The 15,797-nt window shown below is 61.9% G+C and carries 12 protein-coding genes; 11 read left to right on the top strand and 1 reads right to left on the bottom strand.

The features are described 5' to 3' along the window. Window positions 1–5 precede the first annotated feature (5 nt). The 9 genes from VFG26_RS17275 to VFG26_RS17235 all read left to right on the top strand — a co-directional run bounded on the left by VFG26_RS17275 (window position 6) and on the right by VFG26_RS17235 (window position 10,058). Entirely contained in the window at window positions 6–1,877 is a 1,872-nt protein-coding gene (locus tag VFG26_RS17275) for a hypothetical protein (protein WP_325027326.1), read from the top strand. Between the two features lie 7 nt (window positions 1,878–1,884). Beyond that, the gene (locus tag VFG26_RS17270; RefSeq protein ID WP_325027278.1) at window positions 1,885–2,817 is read left to right on the top strand and encodes a site-specific tyrosine recombinase XerD; all 933 of its coding nucleotides are present in this window, start codon (window positions 1,885–1,887) and stop codon (window positions 2,815–2,817) included. Window positions 2,818–2,881: 64 nt separating this feature from the next. Beyond that, window positions 2,882–3,541 (top strand): pyridoxamine 5'-phosphate oxidase family protein, encoded by a 660-nt coding sequence (locus VFG26_RS17265; protein WP_325027277.1) that lies wholly within the window; start codon window positions 2,882–2,884, stop codon window positions 3,539–3,541. A 53-nt stretch (window positions 3,542–3,594) separates the two neighbouring features. Beyond that, the gene (locus VFG26_RS17260; protein ID WP_325027276.1) at window positions 3,595–5,076 is read left to right on the top strand and encodes a peptide MFS transporter; all 1,482 of its coding nucleotides are present in this window, start codon (window positions 3,595–3,597) and stop codon (window positions 5,074–5,076) included. Window positions 5,077–5,237: 161 nt separating this feature from the next. Next, the gene (locus tag VFG26_RS17255; protein WP_325027325.1) at window positions 5,238–6,185 is read left to right on the top strand and encodes an acetyl-CoA carboxylase carboxyltransferase subunit alpha; all 948 of its coding nucleotides are present in this window, start codon (window positions 5,238–5,240) and stop codon (window positions 6,183–6,185) included. Between the two features lie 172 nt (window positions 6,186–6,357). After that, window positions 6,358–7,317, top strand: a complete 960-nt coding sequence (locus VFG26_RS17250; RefSeq protein WP_325027274.1) for a murein L,D-transpeptidase family protein — start codon at window positions 6,358–6,360, stop codon at window positions 7,315–7,317. Between the two features lie 47 nt (window positions 7,318–7,364). Beyond that, window positions 7,365–8,234, top strand: a complete 870-nt coding sequence (locus tag VFG26_RS17245; protein ID WP_325027273.1) for a murein L,D-transpeptidase family protein — start codon at window positions 7,365–7,367, stop codon at window positions 8,232–8,234. 109 nt (window positions 8,235–8,343) lie between these two features. Beyond that, window positions 8,344–9,354, top strand: coding sequence for a murein L,D-transpeptidase family protein (locus VFG26_RS17240; protein ID WP_325027323.1), 1,011 nt, complete (start codon window positions 8,344–8,346; stop codon window positions 9,352–9,354). A 128-nt stretch (window positions 9,355–9,482) separates the two neighbouring features. Further along, complete coding sequence (locus VFG26_RS17235) at window positions 9,483–10,058, top strand: TIGR00645 family protein (RefSeq protein WP_325027272.1); 576 nt, start codon at window positions 9,483–9,485, stop codon at window positions 10,056–10,058. Between the two features lie 80 nt (window positions 10,059–10,138). Here VFG26_RS17235 and secA read toward each other — a convergent pair whose 3' ends face one another. Further along, window positions 10,139–13,081, bottom strand: coding sequence for a preprotein translocase subunit SecA (secA, locus tag VFG26_RS17230; RefSeq protein ID WP_325027271.1), 2,943 nt, complete (start codon window positions 13,079–13,081; stop codon window positions 10,139–10,141). A 419-nt stretch (window positions 13,082–13,500) separates the two neighbouring features. On the opposite strand from secA, the gene VFG26_RS17225 reads away from it, so the two are divergent. Both VFG26_RS17225 and argJ read left to right on the top strand, forming a co-directional pair. Next, the gene (locus tag VFG26_RS17225; protein ID WP_325027270.1) at window positions 13,501–14,433 is read left to right on the top strand and encodes a peptidylprolyl isomerase; all 933 of its coding nucleotides are present in this window, start codon (window positions 13,501–13,503) and stop codon (window positions 14,431–14,433) included. Between the two features lie 112 nt (window positions 14,434–14,545). Then, window positions 14,546–15,793 (top strand): bifunctional glutamate N-acetyltransferase/amino-acid acetyltransferase ArgJ, encoded by a 1,248-nt coding sequence (gene argJ / locus VFG26_RS17220; protein WP_325027269.1) that lies wholly within the window; start codon window positions 14,546–14,548, stop codon window positions 15,791–15,793. Window positions 15,794–15,797: the final 4 nt, after the last annotated feature.

Below are 15,797 nucleotides of genomic sequence, written 5' to 3'. Positions count from 1 at the left end.
TGATGATGGCCGTGAGCGGCCTAGCTATGCTCGCGCTGCTTCCGGCGCTTGCCGCGCCATTGCCGGTGGCGGCGCAGGAGATGCCCGGCGCGTCATCTTCTGCACCCAAGAAGAAGCCCCGGCGGGACGATGCCTATTCGCCGCCTGCCGAGGAGCGAACCTATCTGCAGCCGCTGGACGGACCCGCCGCGACGGGGCCGGCTGGAAGGCCCAGCGGGAGCGACGCTTGGCCCGGAGGATCGGGCCCGGGTGGCGGAAGGCCCAATGCGGCGCCCGCAGGCGGGCCGGACGCGCAGAACGCGGTTGTTCGCAAACCCCTACTTCCGGGGGTCGAAACGGAAGAACTTGCGCCCGTCATGTCGGAAGATGGCTCTGGGCTGCCCTACGAGCTCTGGGGCGGCATGGATGCCGCGTCGCTCGAGAAGCTGATCAGTACGATCGAAATTCCACCGCGCTCGCCCGTGCTCCACGATCTTTGGAAGCGGCTCATCACGTCGCCGTCGCCCGGCGCTTCGAGCCCCGAATTCGCAGCGCTGCGGCTGGAAGCGCTTTACCGCTCGGGCTTGGCGCGGGAGGCGGCCGCCGAAATCGCCAAGCAGTCGGGGCCCGAGAACCCTCTTCTCCTCACGCTCGAAGCGCGCAACGAACTGGCGGCAGGAAAGCCCGAGAAGGCTTGCGAACTCATCGCGCGATCGGCGACGCTCAAAGGCGCCATCCCAGCGCGCCTCAAGGGGCAGTCCATCCTGATGGCCGGCTACTGCTCGGCCGCGCAGGACGATAAATCATCGGCAGGATTGGCTGCAGAGCTTGCCCGGGAGGAAGGCGTCGAGACGTCACCGGGGCTTGAAGCACTGGATGCCCTCTCGATCAATTCCAAGCCTCACTATTCGCCGGTGAAGCAGATCACGCTGCTCGATTACCGGATCGCGGAAAAGGTGGCGCGGCTTCCGCATGCGACCGTCCTGGAGAAGGGCGAACCGGCGCTGCTCGTGGCACTCGCGAGCGACCACACGACGCCGGTCGATCTCGGTCTGCCCGCGACGGAGGCCGCCGCACGGTTCAACGCGCTCACGCCGGAAGCGCTGGCCGGCATTTTCCGCGTCAACGGCGAGCAAGTTCCACCGGACGAGCTTCTGGCCGGACGGGGCCCGAAGGGGGGCGCGCGCCGTGCGGCCTTGTTCAGGGCCGCAACAGAAGAGCGTACGCCGATGCGCAAGGCGAGGCTCGTCCGGGCCTTCCTCGACGAGGCGAAGCATGAAGGCTTGGGCCTGCTCGCCGCTAAAATGATTGCATCCGCCGCTGCCGAAATCCGCCCCGTTCCGGAGGTCGTGTGGTTCGCAGAAACCGGCGTCGAAATCGGCCTGGCGTCGGGCCAATTCAACGTGTCTCGCGACTGGATCGCGGTCGCAGATCAGGGCGGCGGTCCTGGGCTTGGCCATTGGCGGGCGCTCATCGACATCGCCGATGCGAAGGAGCCGGACCGCGGCCGGAGCTTTTCCGTGCTCGAAAGCTACGTCGCCAACAATCGTTTCCCAGCTGCCGCGCTTTACCGGCTGACGACGGTTTTGGAAGCGCTCGATTATCTCGTGCCCATTCCGCTTTGGGAGGCTGCCAACAGAACACCGCAGCCGACGTCCGGGTATCTGCCCGAGACCGGCGTTCTGACGGAACTCCAAGTTGCATCGAAAAAGCAGGAGTTCGGCCGTACCGTTCTTCTGGTCATGAAAGCGCTTGGGCCGAACGGGGCGCAGGATGCGAACCTCATCGCTTTGGGCGACAGCATTCGCGCATTGAAGCGCGCGGGACTCGAAGCCGATGCGCGCAGACTGGGCCTCGAGGCGCTCCTTCCTTCGTGGCCGCACACGGAAACGAATTGAGGATTTTATGACGCCGTCCGGCGAACGCGATGGCCACCTCGCTGACTTTCTTGCCATGCTCTCGGCCGAGCGCGGCGCCTCTGCAAATACCATCGAGGCCTACGCCGCCGATCTTGAAAGCTTCGTTGGCTTCCTCTCGGACAAAGGCATAGCGGCCCCTGACGCTCAGTCGGAGGACGTACAGGCCTATCTCGGATATCTCGCGAGCCAGGGCCAAGCGCCGACATCGCGCGCGCGGCGGCTTTCGGCGATCAAGCAGTACTACCGGTTTCTGCTAGCCGAGACTCTGATCGCCGACGATCCGACGGCGGGTCTGCAAGGGCCAAAGAAGCAGCGCGCGCTGCCGAAAGTGCTAAGCATTGACGAAGTCGACCGGCTGCTGACCGTCTCGCAACAGCAGTGCGAAGGCCAGGAGGGCCGCGCGCTCTTCCGAGCCTTGCGCTTCCACTGCTTGCTCGAACTCCTCTACGCGACGGGCATGCGCGTTTCCGAGCTCGTCGGGCTGCCGCGCAGCGTGCTTCGCGGCGACAAACGCGTTCTCACGATCAAAGGCAAAGGGGGCCGCGAGCGGCTGGTTCCGCTCAACGCAACGGCGCGCGCGGCGCTCGACGCTTTTCTTGCTGTTGCGGGGCGATTCGATAATTCGGAATGGCTTTTTCCCTCGAGATCGGCACTCGGCCACGTCACGCGCCAGGGCTTCGCGCAGGATCTCAAAAGTATCGCCGAAGCAGCCGGAATCGCGCCGGATCGCGTCTCTCCGCACGTGCTGCGCCACGCTTTCGCCAGTCATCTGCTAGACCGGGGCGCCGACTTGCGAGCGGTGCAGCAGCTTCTTGGCCATGCTGACATTTCGACGACGGAGATTTATACGCATGTGTTGCAGGAACGGCTGAAGGCGCTCGTCAATGCCCATCATCCGCTCGCCAGAAGCAAAACATAAAACATAGAGAAGAGCCGGCGATCCTCCGCGATGCACGGCTCTCATAGCAGAGAGGAAAACGCTGATGAGCCGCCTATACGGAGATATCCATCGCGCCATGCAAATGGCGTTCGACACCCGGGCGATGGCGGACCGGGTCGAGGCGGTTGCCCTCAAGCCTGAGATCGACGACAGTGCTAAGGCTTTCATCGAAAGCCGGGACATGTTCTTCCTGACGACGATCGACGATCGCGGCCGTCCGACCGTCTCCTACAAAGGCGGCGCGCCCGGCTTCATCAAGGTGCCCGATGCTCATACGCTGCTCTTTCCAAGCTACGATGGCAACGGGATGTACCTCTCGATGGGAAATATTTCGGGCAACCCCGAGATCGGCATGCTGTTCATCGATTTCGAGAAGCCGTTTCGCTTGCGCGCGCAAGGCCGCGCCGAGCTCATCGTGAGCGGCCCAGAGCTCGACGGCTTCCCGGAGGCCGAAATGGCTGTGAAGGTGAGCATTCATGAAGTGTGGATGAACTGCCCGCGCTACGTGCATCGTTATCAGCGTGTCGAGAGTTCTCGCTATGCACCCGGCATCGAAGCCGAGACGCCGTTCTGCGAGTGGAAGCGCATCGATGCCATGCAGGATGTGCTGCGCCCCTCTGAGCGGAACAAAGTCGAGGAACTCGGAACCACGACCATCGACGAGTGGATGGGCAAAGTCTTGAGCGGAGATAAAGGCGCATAATGGCGGCGCAAAAGAGCGATGAAATAGCTTCACCGAGGTACACGGCTTCGGTCGTGCGGAAACCTCGCGGCTCCTGGCTCGGCCTTTCATCGCACCCGCGCGGGCTCTCAACGCTCTACTTTACAGAGCTTTGGGAGCGCTTTTCTTTCTACGGCATGCGGGCGCTGCTGGTTCTGTTCATGGTGGCTCCGGTCGCCGAAGGTGGTCTCGGCTTTACCACACCCGACGCCGGCAGCATCTATGGCACGTACGGGATGGCGGTTTATCTTCTCGCCCTTCCCGGCGGCTTCATCGCGGACCGGCTGATCGGTGCGAAGCGCAGCGTGCTTCTCGGCGGCACCGCCATCGCGTTCGGTCACTACGCGCTGGCCTGGCCCACGGGTGAGTTCTTTTACGTTGGCCTCGCGCTCATCGCGATCGGCACCGGCCTTTTCAAGCCCAACATTTCAGCTCTCGTCGGCGCTCTTTATTCGAAAGACGATCCGCGGAGGGACGCCGGATTTTCGCTCTTCTACATGGGCATCAACATCGGCGCTTTTTTAGCGCCGCTGGTAACGGGCTTCCTCGCCCAGAGCAGCGTCTTCAAGGGCTGGCTCGCGCAAGCCGGGTTCGACCCCAATCAGAGCTGGCATTGGGGATTTGCGGCGGCCGGCATCGGCATGACGGCTTCGATCCTGATCTTCGCTTGGAAAATGCGCGAGCTGGAAGATCCGGACGCCGGGAGCCCTGACTCGACTGGATCGGTCATTCGCCAGGGACTGTTCGTCGGCTTCGGCTCGCTGTTCCTTCTCGGCATCGCGCTACTTGCGGACGTGGACGGCTTCCATTGGCTGCGCTGGCTGTTCGTCGCTTTGCCGCTGATGGTGATCGTCTACGGCGTTGCGCGGCAGACCCCCGATTCCCGGCGCCTGGCCGCCATCGGCGTCTACTTCATCGCGGCCATGACGTTTTGGGCGATCTTCGAACAGTCAGGCACGTCGCTCACCCTGTTCGCCGATACGCTGACCCGCAACGAGGTCTTCGGGTTTTCATTCCCCTCGTCCTGGTATCAATCCGCAAATCCCATCTTCGTCATCCTGCTGGCCCCCCTCTTCGCCGCTCTTTGGCTGAAGCTCGGCCGGCAGCAGCCGTCGTCGCCCTTCAAGTTCGGCTTCGCGCTCGTGCTCCTCTCCGCGTCCTTCTTGTTGATCGTTCCTGCGGCTGCGCTTGCCGCTGAGGGCCGGGTCTCACCGCTATGGTTGATCGGGCTCTACTTCCTGTTCACGGCGGGCGAACTGATGCTGAGCCCGGTCGGGCTTTCGACGATGACCCGCATCGCGCCTTCCAGAATGTCGGGCCAGATGCTCGGGATCTGGTTTCTGGCCACGGCTTTCGGGAACAAGCTTGCCGGCGACATCGGGGGCGCGTTTACCGCAACCGATCCCGACGCGCTGGCCCTGTCGTTCCTGGCGCAAGCCGGGATCGTCGCCGTCGCTGCGGCATTGATGTTCGCGATTGCGCCAACCGTGCGGCGCCTATCGGAAGGCGAAAGTTAAGCATTGGGGGCGCGCGGCAAGCCCATAAATGGGCGGCCGGGGCCTCATGCCTTGACACCTGAAGCGAGCCGTGGCGAATGTGCCACGTGAATAAAGCCCTTGCCGCACGCTTCAGTTGCGCAGTTTAGGAAAGCCAAAGTTCCGTGAACGCTACGACCGCATTGCGTACTTATCTCGACTTCGAGAAGCCGATCCTTGAGCTCGAAAACAAGGTTGCCGAGCTCAAGGCGATGCAGACCGAGGGCAAGGGTCCGCACATTGCCGATGAGATCACAAAGCTCGAGCAGAAGGCGAAGGCCGCTCTGGCCGACACCTATGCGAAGCTCACGCCTTGGCAGAAGACGCTCGTCGCGCGGCATCCGGAACGGCCGCACGCCCTCGACTTCATCGGCGGCCTCATCGAAGAATTCACACCGCTCGCCGGCGACCGCTATTTCGCGGAAGACGAAGCCATCGTCGGCGGCATCGGCCGTTTCCGCAATCGTTCGGTGCTCGTCCTCGGTCACGAGAAGGGCGCCGATACCGAGCAGCGCATCCGCCACAACTTCGGCATGGCGCGGCCAGAAGGCTATCGCAAGGCCGTGCGCCTCATGGAAATGGCTGAGCGTTTCAATCTGCCGGTCATCACGTTCGTCGACACGCCAGGCGCTTATCCCGGCATCGGTGCCGAAGAGCGCGGCCAGGCCGAGGCCATTGCACGCTCGACCGAGTGCTGCCTCAGGCTCGGCGTGCCGATCGTGACCGTCATCGTTGGCGAGGGCGGCTCGGGCGGCGCCATCGCGATCGCGACGGCCAATCGCATCCTCATGCTCGAGCATGCCATCTACTCGGTCATCTCGCCGGAGGGTGCTGCTTCGATCATCTGGCGCGACAGCAACAAGAAAGAAGAAGCTGCCACGAACATGAAGATCACGGCGCAGGATCTCGACCAGCTGGGCGTGATCGATGCCATCGTGAAGGAGCCGACCGGCGGCGCGCATCGCGACCGCGAATCAGTGATTATCGCCACGGGCAATGCGATTGCCCGTATGCTTGCGGAGTTCGACGGCAAGTCGCCGGAAGATATCCGCGCGCAGCGTCACGAGCGGTTTTTGTCGATCGGGCGGTAAAGCCGCCTGGAGGCGCCAACCCACCGTGATGCCGTATTTTCGCCCGATACTCGGGCGGAGGCTTCGGATTTGACTCTGGTCTCCGCCGATTTCAGTAATCATTCGAGTGCGTTGCACTGACGGTTGCCGACTCGGGCACAGGGCATTCTTTGGGGACGTGAAGGGCGCATTGGTGGGAACGAACGCTGGCTCGATGATGCGAGCTGCTGCGCTGATCATCGCTTTGGCCGCCGCGGCGATGCTCGCCGCGTGCTCGAGCGCGCCCACCATTCCCCCGCCTTCGGAAGTCCCGCTCTCGAAGGAGGCGCTGGCGCTGCTTGCAAAAAAAGGCATGCAGCCCGGGTCGCCGGTTTTCGTTCGTGTCTTCAAGGAAGAATCCGAGCTTGAAATTTGGAAGCAGCGCGACGACGGGCACTTCTACCATTTCAGGACCTACCCAATCTGCAATTGGTCGGGTGCGATCGGGCCCAAGCTCAGCACGGGCGACCGGCAGGCGCCGGAGGGCTTCTATTCGATCACGCCCGCTTTGATGAACCCGAATTCGAAATACTATCTGTCGTTCAATCTCGGCTACCCGAACGCATTCGACCGCTCGTGGGGCCGCACGGGCGATTCCGTCATGGTGCACGGCAGCTGCCGATCCGCAGGCTGCTACGCGATGACGGATGCGCTGATGGAAGAGATTTATGGGCTGACGCGCGAGTCGCTGAAGGCGGGTCAGCCGAGCTTCCAGCTCCACGCCTATCCGTTCCGGATGACGGAGGCGCGGATGGCGAGAGAGAAGTCGAACCAATGGTACGGCTTCTGGAAGACGCTGAAGCAGGGCTACGACTATTTCGAGAAGTATCGCATTCCGCCGACCATCACAGTTTGCGAGCGCCGCTACGTGGTCGATGCGATACCGCGCAGCCGGCCCGATCCCGCAGGACAGTGCCCCCCCCTCGCCAGGCCGCCTGTCACCGCCTTTACGCCGCTGCCTGAGCCCTCTGAAGTGAATGTCGCGAGCGGCAACAAGCTCAAAGGCATCACGGACCCGGACCGCGAACCCTCACTCGCGGAAATCAAGGTCGCCAAGCAGCAGCAGTCGCGCTCCACAGCGCTGCCGTCATCGGCTGATACCAACGCGAACTGATTCTGCAGTCCGCGGTTTAAATCGCGCATAACGGAGGTTGGCCCGAGTTGCGACAGCAGCGCAGACGCTCATTTGGACGGATTCTGGGGCTAAGCCTTGTCCTTGTCGCGCTTGGCGTGCTGGCGTTCGTCTCGGTGCCGGTGTGGCTGCCGAAATTTCCGAACGGGGATGTGGCGCTCATCAAGTACGAGCGGCATATGAGACGGCTGAGAGCGGATTTCGGCCTGCCGATGCCAGGCGAACCTGATCTTGCGAATTATGCTGAGCGCCTCAAGAGCGCCGGGCTTATCGAAGGCGCGCCTGTCCTCATCCGGATTTTCAAAAGCGAATTCGAGCTCGAGCTATGGATGCAGCGAGACGGCGTCTTCCGCCATTTTGCGACGTATCCCATCTGCCGCTGGTCAGGCGACCTCGGCCCGAAGAAACGGGAAGGCGACAGGCAGGCGCCTGAAGGTTTCTATACGGTCGATGCGTCAGCGCTCAATCCGAACAGCCGCTGGTTTCGCTCGTTCAATCTGGGCTACCCGAATGCATTCGACCGCGCCCAGGGCCGCACCGGCTCGTTCATCATGGTGCACGGCGGCTGCGGCTCGATCGGCTGCTTTGCGATGACGAACCCGCAGATGCAGGAAATCTGGAAGCTGGTCACCGCAGCGCTCGCGGGCAGCCAAAAGCGCTTTCAAGTTCAAGTCTTTCCCTTCCGCATGACGGATGAGATGCTCGCCAAGCACGCGAGCAATCCTCACATTGGTCTGTGGACGTCCTTGAAGGCGGGGCACGATCTGTTCGAGACCAGCAGGGTCCCGCCGAAGGTGGCCGTCTGTGGCGGCAAATACCGGTTTGAGCCCGGCGAAAAGGGCTCGGCGAGCGTTGATTCGATCGACGACAAGTGCACAACCGAGGACGCGCGCAGTTAACCGTTCATAGAAGCGCTTCTGAGGCCGCCTGTTGGCAAAAAGACACTTCGAATCGCCTGCCTGAGCGATAATGTCTGGCTCGCGAGATATAGGTACCGGTCGCAGATCCATGGTGTCGTACGGTTCAACGCGTCTGAAGTCCGTCGCGGCGATGCTCCTCGGCCTCGTCGCGATTGGTCATGCCGTGAGCCGGCCGGCACATGCGCTCACGATCGAACTGAAAGATGTCGCCGCCGATCGCGTCGAGCGGCAGCGCGCAGCGGCGACAGGAGCACTTCCGCTTCCGGGAACGCCCGACGTGGCGGTGCTTCAGCAGCGCCTGCGCGAGAAGGGTGTGACGCTCGCCTCGCCCATTCTCATACGCATCTTCAAGACCGAATCCGAACTCGAGATCTGGAAGCAGAAGGATGATCGCTTCGTCCTCTTTGCGACCTATCCGATCTGCCACTGGTCAGGCACGCTTGGGCCAAAGCTTCGCGACGGCGACCGGCAGGCGCCGGAGGGCTTCTACACGGTCACGCGCGCCCAGGCCCGGCACGTGGGCCGGTGGCCGGTGTCGATCGATCTTGGCTATCCCAACATTCTCGATCAATCGCAGGCGCGAACCGGCTCAGACATCCTCATCCATGGCGGATGCTCATCCGTGGGCTGCTTTGCGATGACGAACCCCGTTTCGGAAGAGATCCACCAGCTGACAATTGCCGCCATAGATGCGGGAATGCAGCGGGTGCCGGTGCATATTTTCCCCTTCCGCATGACGGATGAAAACATGGCGGCGCAGAGCGCCTCGCCATGGTCGCCGTTCTGGAACAACCTGAAGGAAGGGTACGACCTGTTTGAGCGGACGCAGCGGCCCCCGCTCGTCGGCGTCTGCAGCGGCCGTTATATTTTCCAACAAGCCCGCGGTCGCGAGCTGCCCGGGACGCTCGATGCGTGCGGGCCGACGCTCGCCTCCATCCGCGAGCAGGAGCAATGGCTCAATAACGTCCCGCGGCCCTCTCCCTTCCTGCCGAAGCCCGCGCAAACGGCTCAGTCGAAAGCCACGGCGACACCCCAGATTCAGACGAGCCTGGAGAGTGATGCTCCGCCACCAATGTTTTCCTGGCGTCTCATTCGTTAGGCTTCCTGAATCTTGAGAACGCCGTCTCGCAATCCTACGTAGCGGGCGTCTCCACGGGCGACAGTGTTGCGCTTGCGTTGCGCAGCCATGGTTGCAATAGAGACTCAAAATCACAGATTGAGGATCAAATGGCCGAAAAAACCTTCATCAAGCGCGTCGAAATCGGAGCGGAAAGCATGCTTTTCGCCTCTCGCTGGCTTCTCGCGCCATTCTATTTCGGCCTGGCAGCATCGCTGGTCATTCTGCTGATCAAGTTCATGATGGAGCTCATCCATCTCGCGGCCATCGCGTTCTCGTCGAGTGAATCGGACGTCATCCTGGGCTTGCTGTCGCTCGTTGACCTGACGCTCACGGGCTCGCTGCTCATCATCGTCATCTTCTCGGGCTACGAAAACTTCGTCTCGAAGATGGATCATTCGGACGATGGCGACCGGCCAGCGTGGATGGGCACAATCGACTTTGCGGCTCTGAAGCTCAAGATGCTGTCGTCGATCGTCGCGATTTCCGCCGTTCAGCTGCTGCGCCAGTTCATGTCGCTCACCACGGTGACGCCTGAGCGCGAGAAGGAACTGATGTGGCTCGTCATCATCCACGTCGTGTTCGTGGTTTCGAGCGTGCTCTTGGCGCTGTCTGACCGGATTGCAGGCGGCGGGGACCATGGCGAGCCAGCGCCCTCCGAAACGGGAAAGACGAAGGGCCACTAAAAGGGCTGAGCGGACTTAACTGGACAAAAAAAAGCCGGCGCAGATGACTGCGCCGGCCTTTTTTTATTTCAATCTTTCAATCAATCCATTTTGCCGTGGCAGTGTTTGTACTTCTTGCCTGATCCGCACGGGCAGGGGGCATTGCGCGATACGCGGCCCCAGGTTGCGGCGTCCTTGGGATCGACTGCGCCATCGTTCTTTCGGCTTTGCAGCGGCGCCCGCTTCTCGGGCTCGGGACCCGCGGCGCGGCGCGCGCGGGCGCCTGCGATTGCGGCGTCTGCCAGCGCGAGCTCGGGATCAGGTTCGAACTCGTCGACACCCGTCGTGGCATCCACGTGATGGGCTTCCATCGGCGGCAGTTCGACGGGCTGCAGCGAGGGCTGCTCCTCGGGCGGCGCCATTTCGACGTGCATCAGCTGGCCCGTCACGTTCTCGCGCAAGCGGCCCAGCATGTTCTCGAACAGAATGAAGGCTTCGGACTTGTACTCGTTCAGCGGATCGCGCTGGCCGTAGGCACGGAAGCCGATGACCTGACGCAAATGCTCCAGCGTCACGAGATGCTCACGCCAGAGGTGATCGAGGGTTTGGAGAAGCACCATCTTCTCGATCTGGCGATAGAGCTCGGTTCCAAGCTCTTGCTCCTTGGCGCTCGCCTTGGCGTCGACGGCCGCCTTGATGCGCTCCTTGATCTCCTGATCGGCGATGCCTTCCTCTTCCGCCCAGGCATCGATGGGAAGTTCGAGCCCGAAGACGTTTGAGATCTCGCCGGCGAGGCCCTTCGTGTCCCACTGCTCGGCGTAGGCCGCCGGCGGGATGAAGCGGGTGACGTACTCGTCGATCAGCTCGTTGCGAAGCTCGACGACCGTTTCGGAAACGTCTTCCTGGCCCATGATGTCGAGGCGCTGCTCGAAGATGACCTTTCGCTGGTCATTCATCACGTCGTCGTATTTCAGGATCTGCTTGCGCATTTCGAAGTTGCGCTGCTCGACCTTTCTCTGAGCGGTTTCGAGCGACTTGTTCATCCATGGATGCGTAATCGCTTCGCCTTCCTTCAGGCCTAGCGTCTGGAGCACCTTGTCCATGCGCGCGGAGCCGAAGATGCGCATCAGGTCGTCATCGAGCGCGAGATAGAATTTCGAGCGGCCCGGGTCGCCCTGACGGCCGGAACGGCCGCGAAGCTGGTTGTCGATACGGCGGCTTTCATGGCGTTCGGTCGCGAGCACGTAGAGGCCGCCAGCCTCGAGCGCTTTCTTCTTGTTCGCCGCGACGTCGGCGACGAGTTCAACACGCTTGGTGCTGATGGCAGATTCGTCTGGCGGCGTGCCCTTGGCGGTTTCCTCGGCGATCCAGTCGCGCAGACGGAACTCGGCGTTGCCGCCCAGCTGAATGTCGGTGCCGCGGCCCGCCATGTTGGTGGCGATCGTCACGGCTCCAGGCTGGCCGGCCTGGGCAACGATGTTCGCCTCCTGCTCGTGGTAGCGCGCGTTCAAGACTTGGTGCGGGATCGCGTCGCCCTTGTTCGCTGCGAACTTCTTCAGAAGCGCTGCCATATCGGTCAGATGCTTGCGAAGCTCTTCTTCCTTGCCGGGCTTGAGGCTTGCTGCTTGCTCTTCGAGCTGCTTGGCAAGCTCCTGGAGATATTTGTGGTCCTTCAAAAGCTCTGAGAGCTGCTCGGACTTCTCGATGGAGGTCGTTCCGACGAGGATCGGCTGTCCGCGCTCCTTGGCTTCGGCGATCGACTGCACGATGGCAGCGAGCTTCTCGCGTTGCGTGCGGTAGATCTCATCGTCTTCGTCGATACGGCTGATGGGAAGATTGGTTGGGATCTCGATGACTTCGAGCCCATAAATATCCAGGAACTCGCTGGCCTCCGTCATCGCCGTACCGGTCATGCCGGCAAGCTTCTTGTAGAGGCGGAAATAGTTCTGGAAGGTGATCGACGCCAGCGTCTGGTTCTCGGGCTGGATCTCGACCTTTTCCTTGGCTTCGAGAGCCTGATGCAGGCCTTCCGAATAACGGCGGCCGGGCATCATGCGGCCGGTGAACTCGTCGATGATGACGACTTGGCCGCCCTTGACGATGTAATCCTTGTCGCGCTGGAAAAGCTTATGGGCCTTCAGCGCCTGCGTCAGGTGATGGACGATCGTTACGTTGTCGATGTCGTAAAGCGTGCCCTTCAGAAGTCCGGCTTCTTCAAGCGCGCGCTCCATCTTCTCGTTGCCGGCTTCGGTGAATGAAACCTGGCGCTGTTTCTCGTCGAGTTCGAAGTCCTCGGGCGTAACGATCTTCATCAGCTCGTCGATCGACTGATAGAGGTCGGCGCGGTCATCGAGGGGGCCCGAAATGATCAGCGGGGTGCGCGCTTCGTCGATGAGGATCGAGTCCACTTCGTCGACGATCGCGTAGATGTGCGGCCGCTGCACCATCTCGGTGTAGTTCATCTTCATATTATCGCGCAGATAATCGAAGCCGAGTTCGTTGTTGGTGCCGTAGGTCACGTCGCAGGCGTAGGCGAGCTTGCGGGCCTCGTCGCTCATGTCGTGCACGATGCAGCCGACGGTGAGGCCGAGGAAGCGGTAGACTTGGCCCATCCAGTCGGCGTCGCGCTTGGCGAGGTAGTCGTTGACGGTCACGACGTGCACGCCCTTACCCGTCAGCGCGTTCAAGTAGACGGGGAGGGTGGCGACGAGCGTTTTACCTTCGCCCGTCTTCATCTCGGCGATGTCGCCCTGATGGAGCACCATGCCGCCGATGAGCTGAACGTCGAAGTGGCGCTGGCCGAGCGTGCGCTTGGCGGCCTCGCGGACGGTCGCGAAGGCGGGGACAAGCAGGTCGTCGAGTGTCTTGCCGCCTTCCAGCTCTTTCCGGAACTGTTCCGTGCGCGCCCGAAGCTCTTCGTCGGAGAGATCCTGCAGCTCGGCTTCCAGCGCGTTTATCGCTGCGACGCGAGACCGGAAGCCTTTGACTTTCCTCTCGTTCGAGGAGCCGAATATTTTCGAAGCCAGATCACCGAACGAGAGCATATCTTTGGGTCCGTCCCTGCAAATTTCATCATATTGGCCCCGCCGTCAGCGGGCAGCCGATTCAGTTTCCTGTCGCCGGGCAGCATCACGCGAAGAATGCGCGGCTGGAGACTTTCCCCCGCCACGGCTGCGTCAACGTTCCCTCGGCGCTTGCGAATTGCGCGGTCGACACGGGCCCTAAATACCCGACGCGATTAGGCGCAGACATAAGAACTAGCCCCCCTTACTGTCAATGTTCTGCGCCATAACGCCGAGGTAGGAGATTTTATCCTCGTGGCCAAGAATTAACTTGGTTTTCCGGCCTTGGACGGCTATCGAAGCCCGCTGCTGGCCGCCCGCGTGCGGTGCCGCCGTCGTGCCCGCTCGAGCCCCGAGACGGTGGTTTCTAGATCCTCAACCTCAATGCGGAGCCGACGCTGATGAAGCGCATCCCCCTTATTCTCATGACTTTCGCGTTGGCCGGCTTTGCCGCGCCTGTCACGGCGCTGGCGCAAGACAAGGTTATCGCCACCATCGACGGCAAGCCCATCACCGAAGGCGATCTGGCCGTTGCCGAGAGCGAGATCGGCTCCGACATGGGCACGATGCCCGCCGAGCAGAAGCGCATGTCGCTCCTCGAATTCCTCATCGACAACCAGCTCTTCGCCGAGGCTGCGGAAGCCGAGAAGCTGAACCAGGGGTCCGATTTCGAAACCCGCCTCAACTATCTGAAGCGCCGCGCCCTGCGCGAGCTGTACTTCGATAAGGTCATCAAGGCTTCTGTCACCGATGCTGATGCTCGCAAGATCTATGACGATCAGGTCAAGCTCTTGAAGCCAGAGGAAGAAGTATCCGCGCGGCATATTCTTGTCGCCACCGAAGACGAAGCCAAGGCTTTGAAGGACAAGCTCGCCAAGGGCGCCGACTTTGCTGAACTCGCCAAGGAGAACTCGAAAGATCCCGGCTCCAAGGATGACGGCGGAAACCTCGGTTACTTCGGTCACGGGCAGATGGTGCCGCAGTTCGAAGAGATCGTCTTCAAGCTGAAGAAGGGCGAAGTTTCCGATCCGGTGAAGACCCAGTTCGGCTGGCACCTCGTGAAGCTGGAGGACCGGCGCACGAAGCAGCCCCCGGCGTTCGACATCGTCAAGGACCGGATCATCCAGTCGCTGCTTCTGCAGAAGGCCCAGCAGACGGCTGTCGGTCTGCGCGGAAAGTCGAAGATCGAGATCGTCGATCCGGACATCAAGAAAGCCGTCGATGCGCGCAACGCGATGATCCAGAGCCAGTCAAAGCCGGCAGCCACGGAGCCCGCAAAGGAAGCTCCCAAGGACGCCCAGAAGGAAGCCCCGGCGGAAGCGCCGAAGCCCTGAACTTCCGGTTTTCTCGTTCAGTCACGAAGTTCCTGCTCGGGCCGCTTGATTATGGCGGCCCGATCTGTTTGAGGGGGAGCCTCATACCCCATCCCCCGGCCGGAGATCCCTCATGGGCAAAGCCTCGGACGTTTCGCCGTTCGCACCCAAGACGCTTGCAACACTGCCCATCATCGAAGGCGTCGCCTTCGCGACTGCCGAGGCCGGCATCCGCTACCAGAACCGCACCGACCTGCTTCTCGCTGTGCTCGACGAGGGAACATCTGTCGCCGGCGTGCTCACGCAGTCCAAAACGGCCTCCGCGCCTGTGCTTGCCTGCCGCAAACACCTGAAGAAAGGCGAAGCCCGGGCGCTCGTCGTCAACTCCGGCAATGCCAATGCCTTCACCGGTAAAAAGGGCAGCGACGCTGTCGACGAGACGGTTGCGCATGCCGTCGAAGCGGTCGGGTGCAAGCCGCACGAGGTGTTCGTCGCTTCGACCGGCGTCATCGGTGAGCCGCTGGATGCGGGCAAGTTCGCGCATCTGCTCGGCCGCCTCGCCAATGAGGTACAGCCCGACGCCTTCGAAAAGGCGGCACGGGCGATCATGACGACGGACACGTTTCCGAAGCTCGCGACGCGAAAGGCGCTGATCGGCGACGTCGAGGTTACGATCAACGGCTTCTGCAAGGGCGCGGGGATGATCGCGCCCGACATGGCGACGATGCTGTGCTTCATCTTCACGGATGCTGCAATCGCACCCGACGTGTTGCAGAAGCTTCTGTCCGAGCACGTGCAGACGACGTTCAACTGCATGACCGTCGATGGCGATACCTCGACCAGCGACACCTGCCTGATGTTTGCGACGGGCAAAGCGGAGGCTCGCGGACAGAAGCCCATCACGAAGGCGAAGTCGGAACGGCTCGAGCCATTCTCCGAGGCTCTGTTCGACCTGATGCGCGATCTTGCGATCCAGGTCGCTAAGGACGGCGAGGGTTTGACGAAGTTCGTCACCATCGAGGTCGGCGGCGCCAAGTCTTGGGAGGCGGCGCGGACGATTGCGCTTGCCTGCGCCAATTCACCCATTCTCAAGACTGCGATCGCGGGTGAGGATCCCAACTGGGGCCGGGTCGTTATGGCCGTCGGCAAGTCGGGTGAGGCCGCCGATCGCGACAAGCTTGCGATCTGGTTTGGACCGCATTGCGTGGCGCGGGATGGCGAGCGCGCCGAGGAGTACGACGAAAAGACCGTCGCCGCTTACATGAAGAATTCGGAAATTCTCATTCGCGTCGACGTCGGCGTCGGCGAAGCGCACGCCCGCGTTTGGACCTGCGATCTCACGCATGGATACGTATCGATCAATGCCGATTACCGGAGCTGAAAAG

It is taken from the genome of Hyphomicrobium sp. (genome assembly GCF_035687085.1).
Lineage (GTDB): Bacteria > Pseudomonadota > Alphaproteobacteria > Rhizobiales > Hyphomicrobiaceae > Hyphomicrobium_B.
This window is presented reverse-complemented; position numbering and strand designations above follow the sequence as displayed.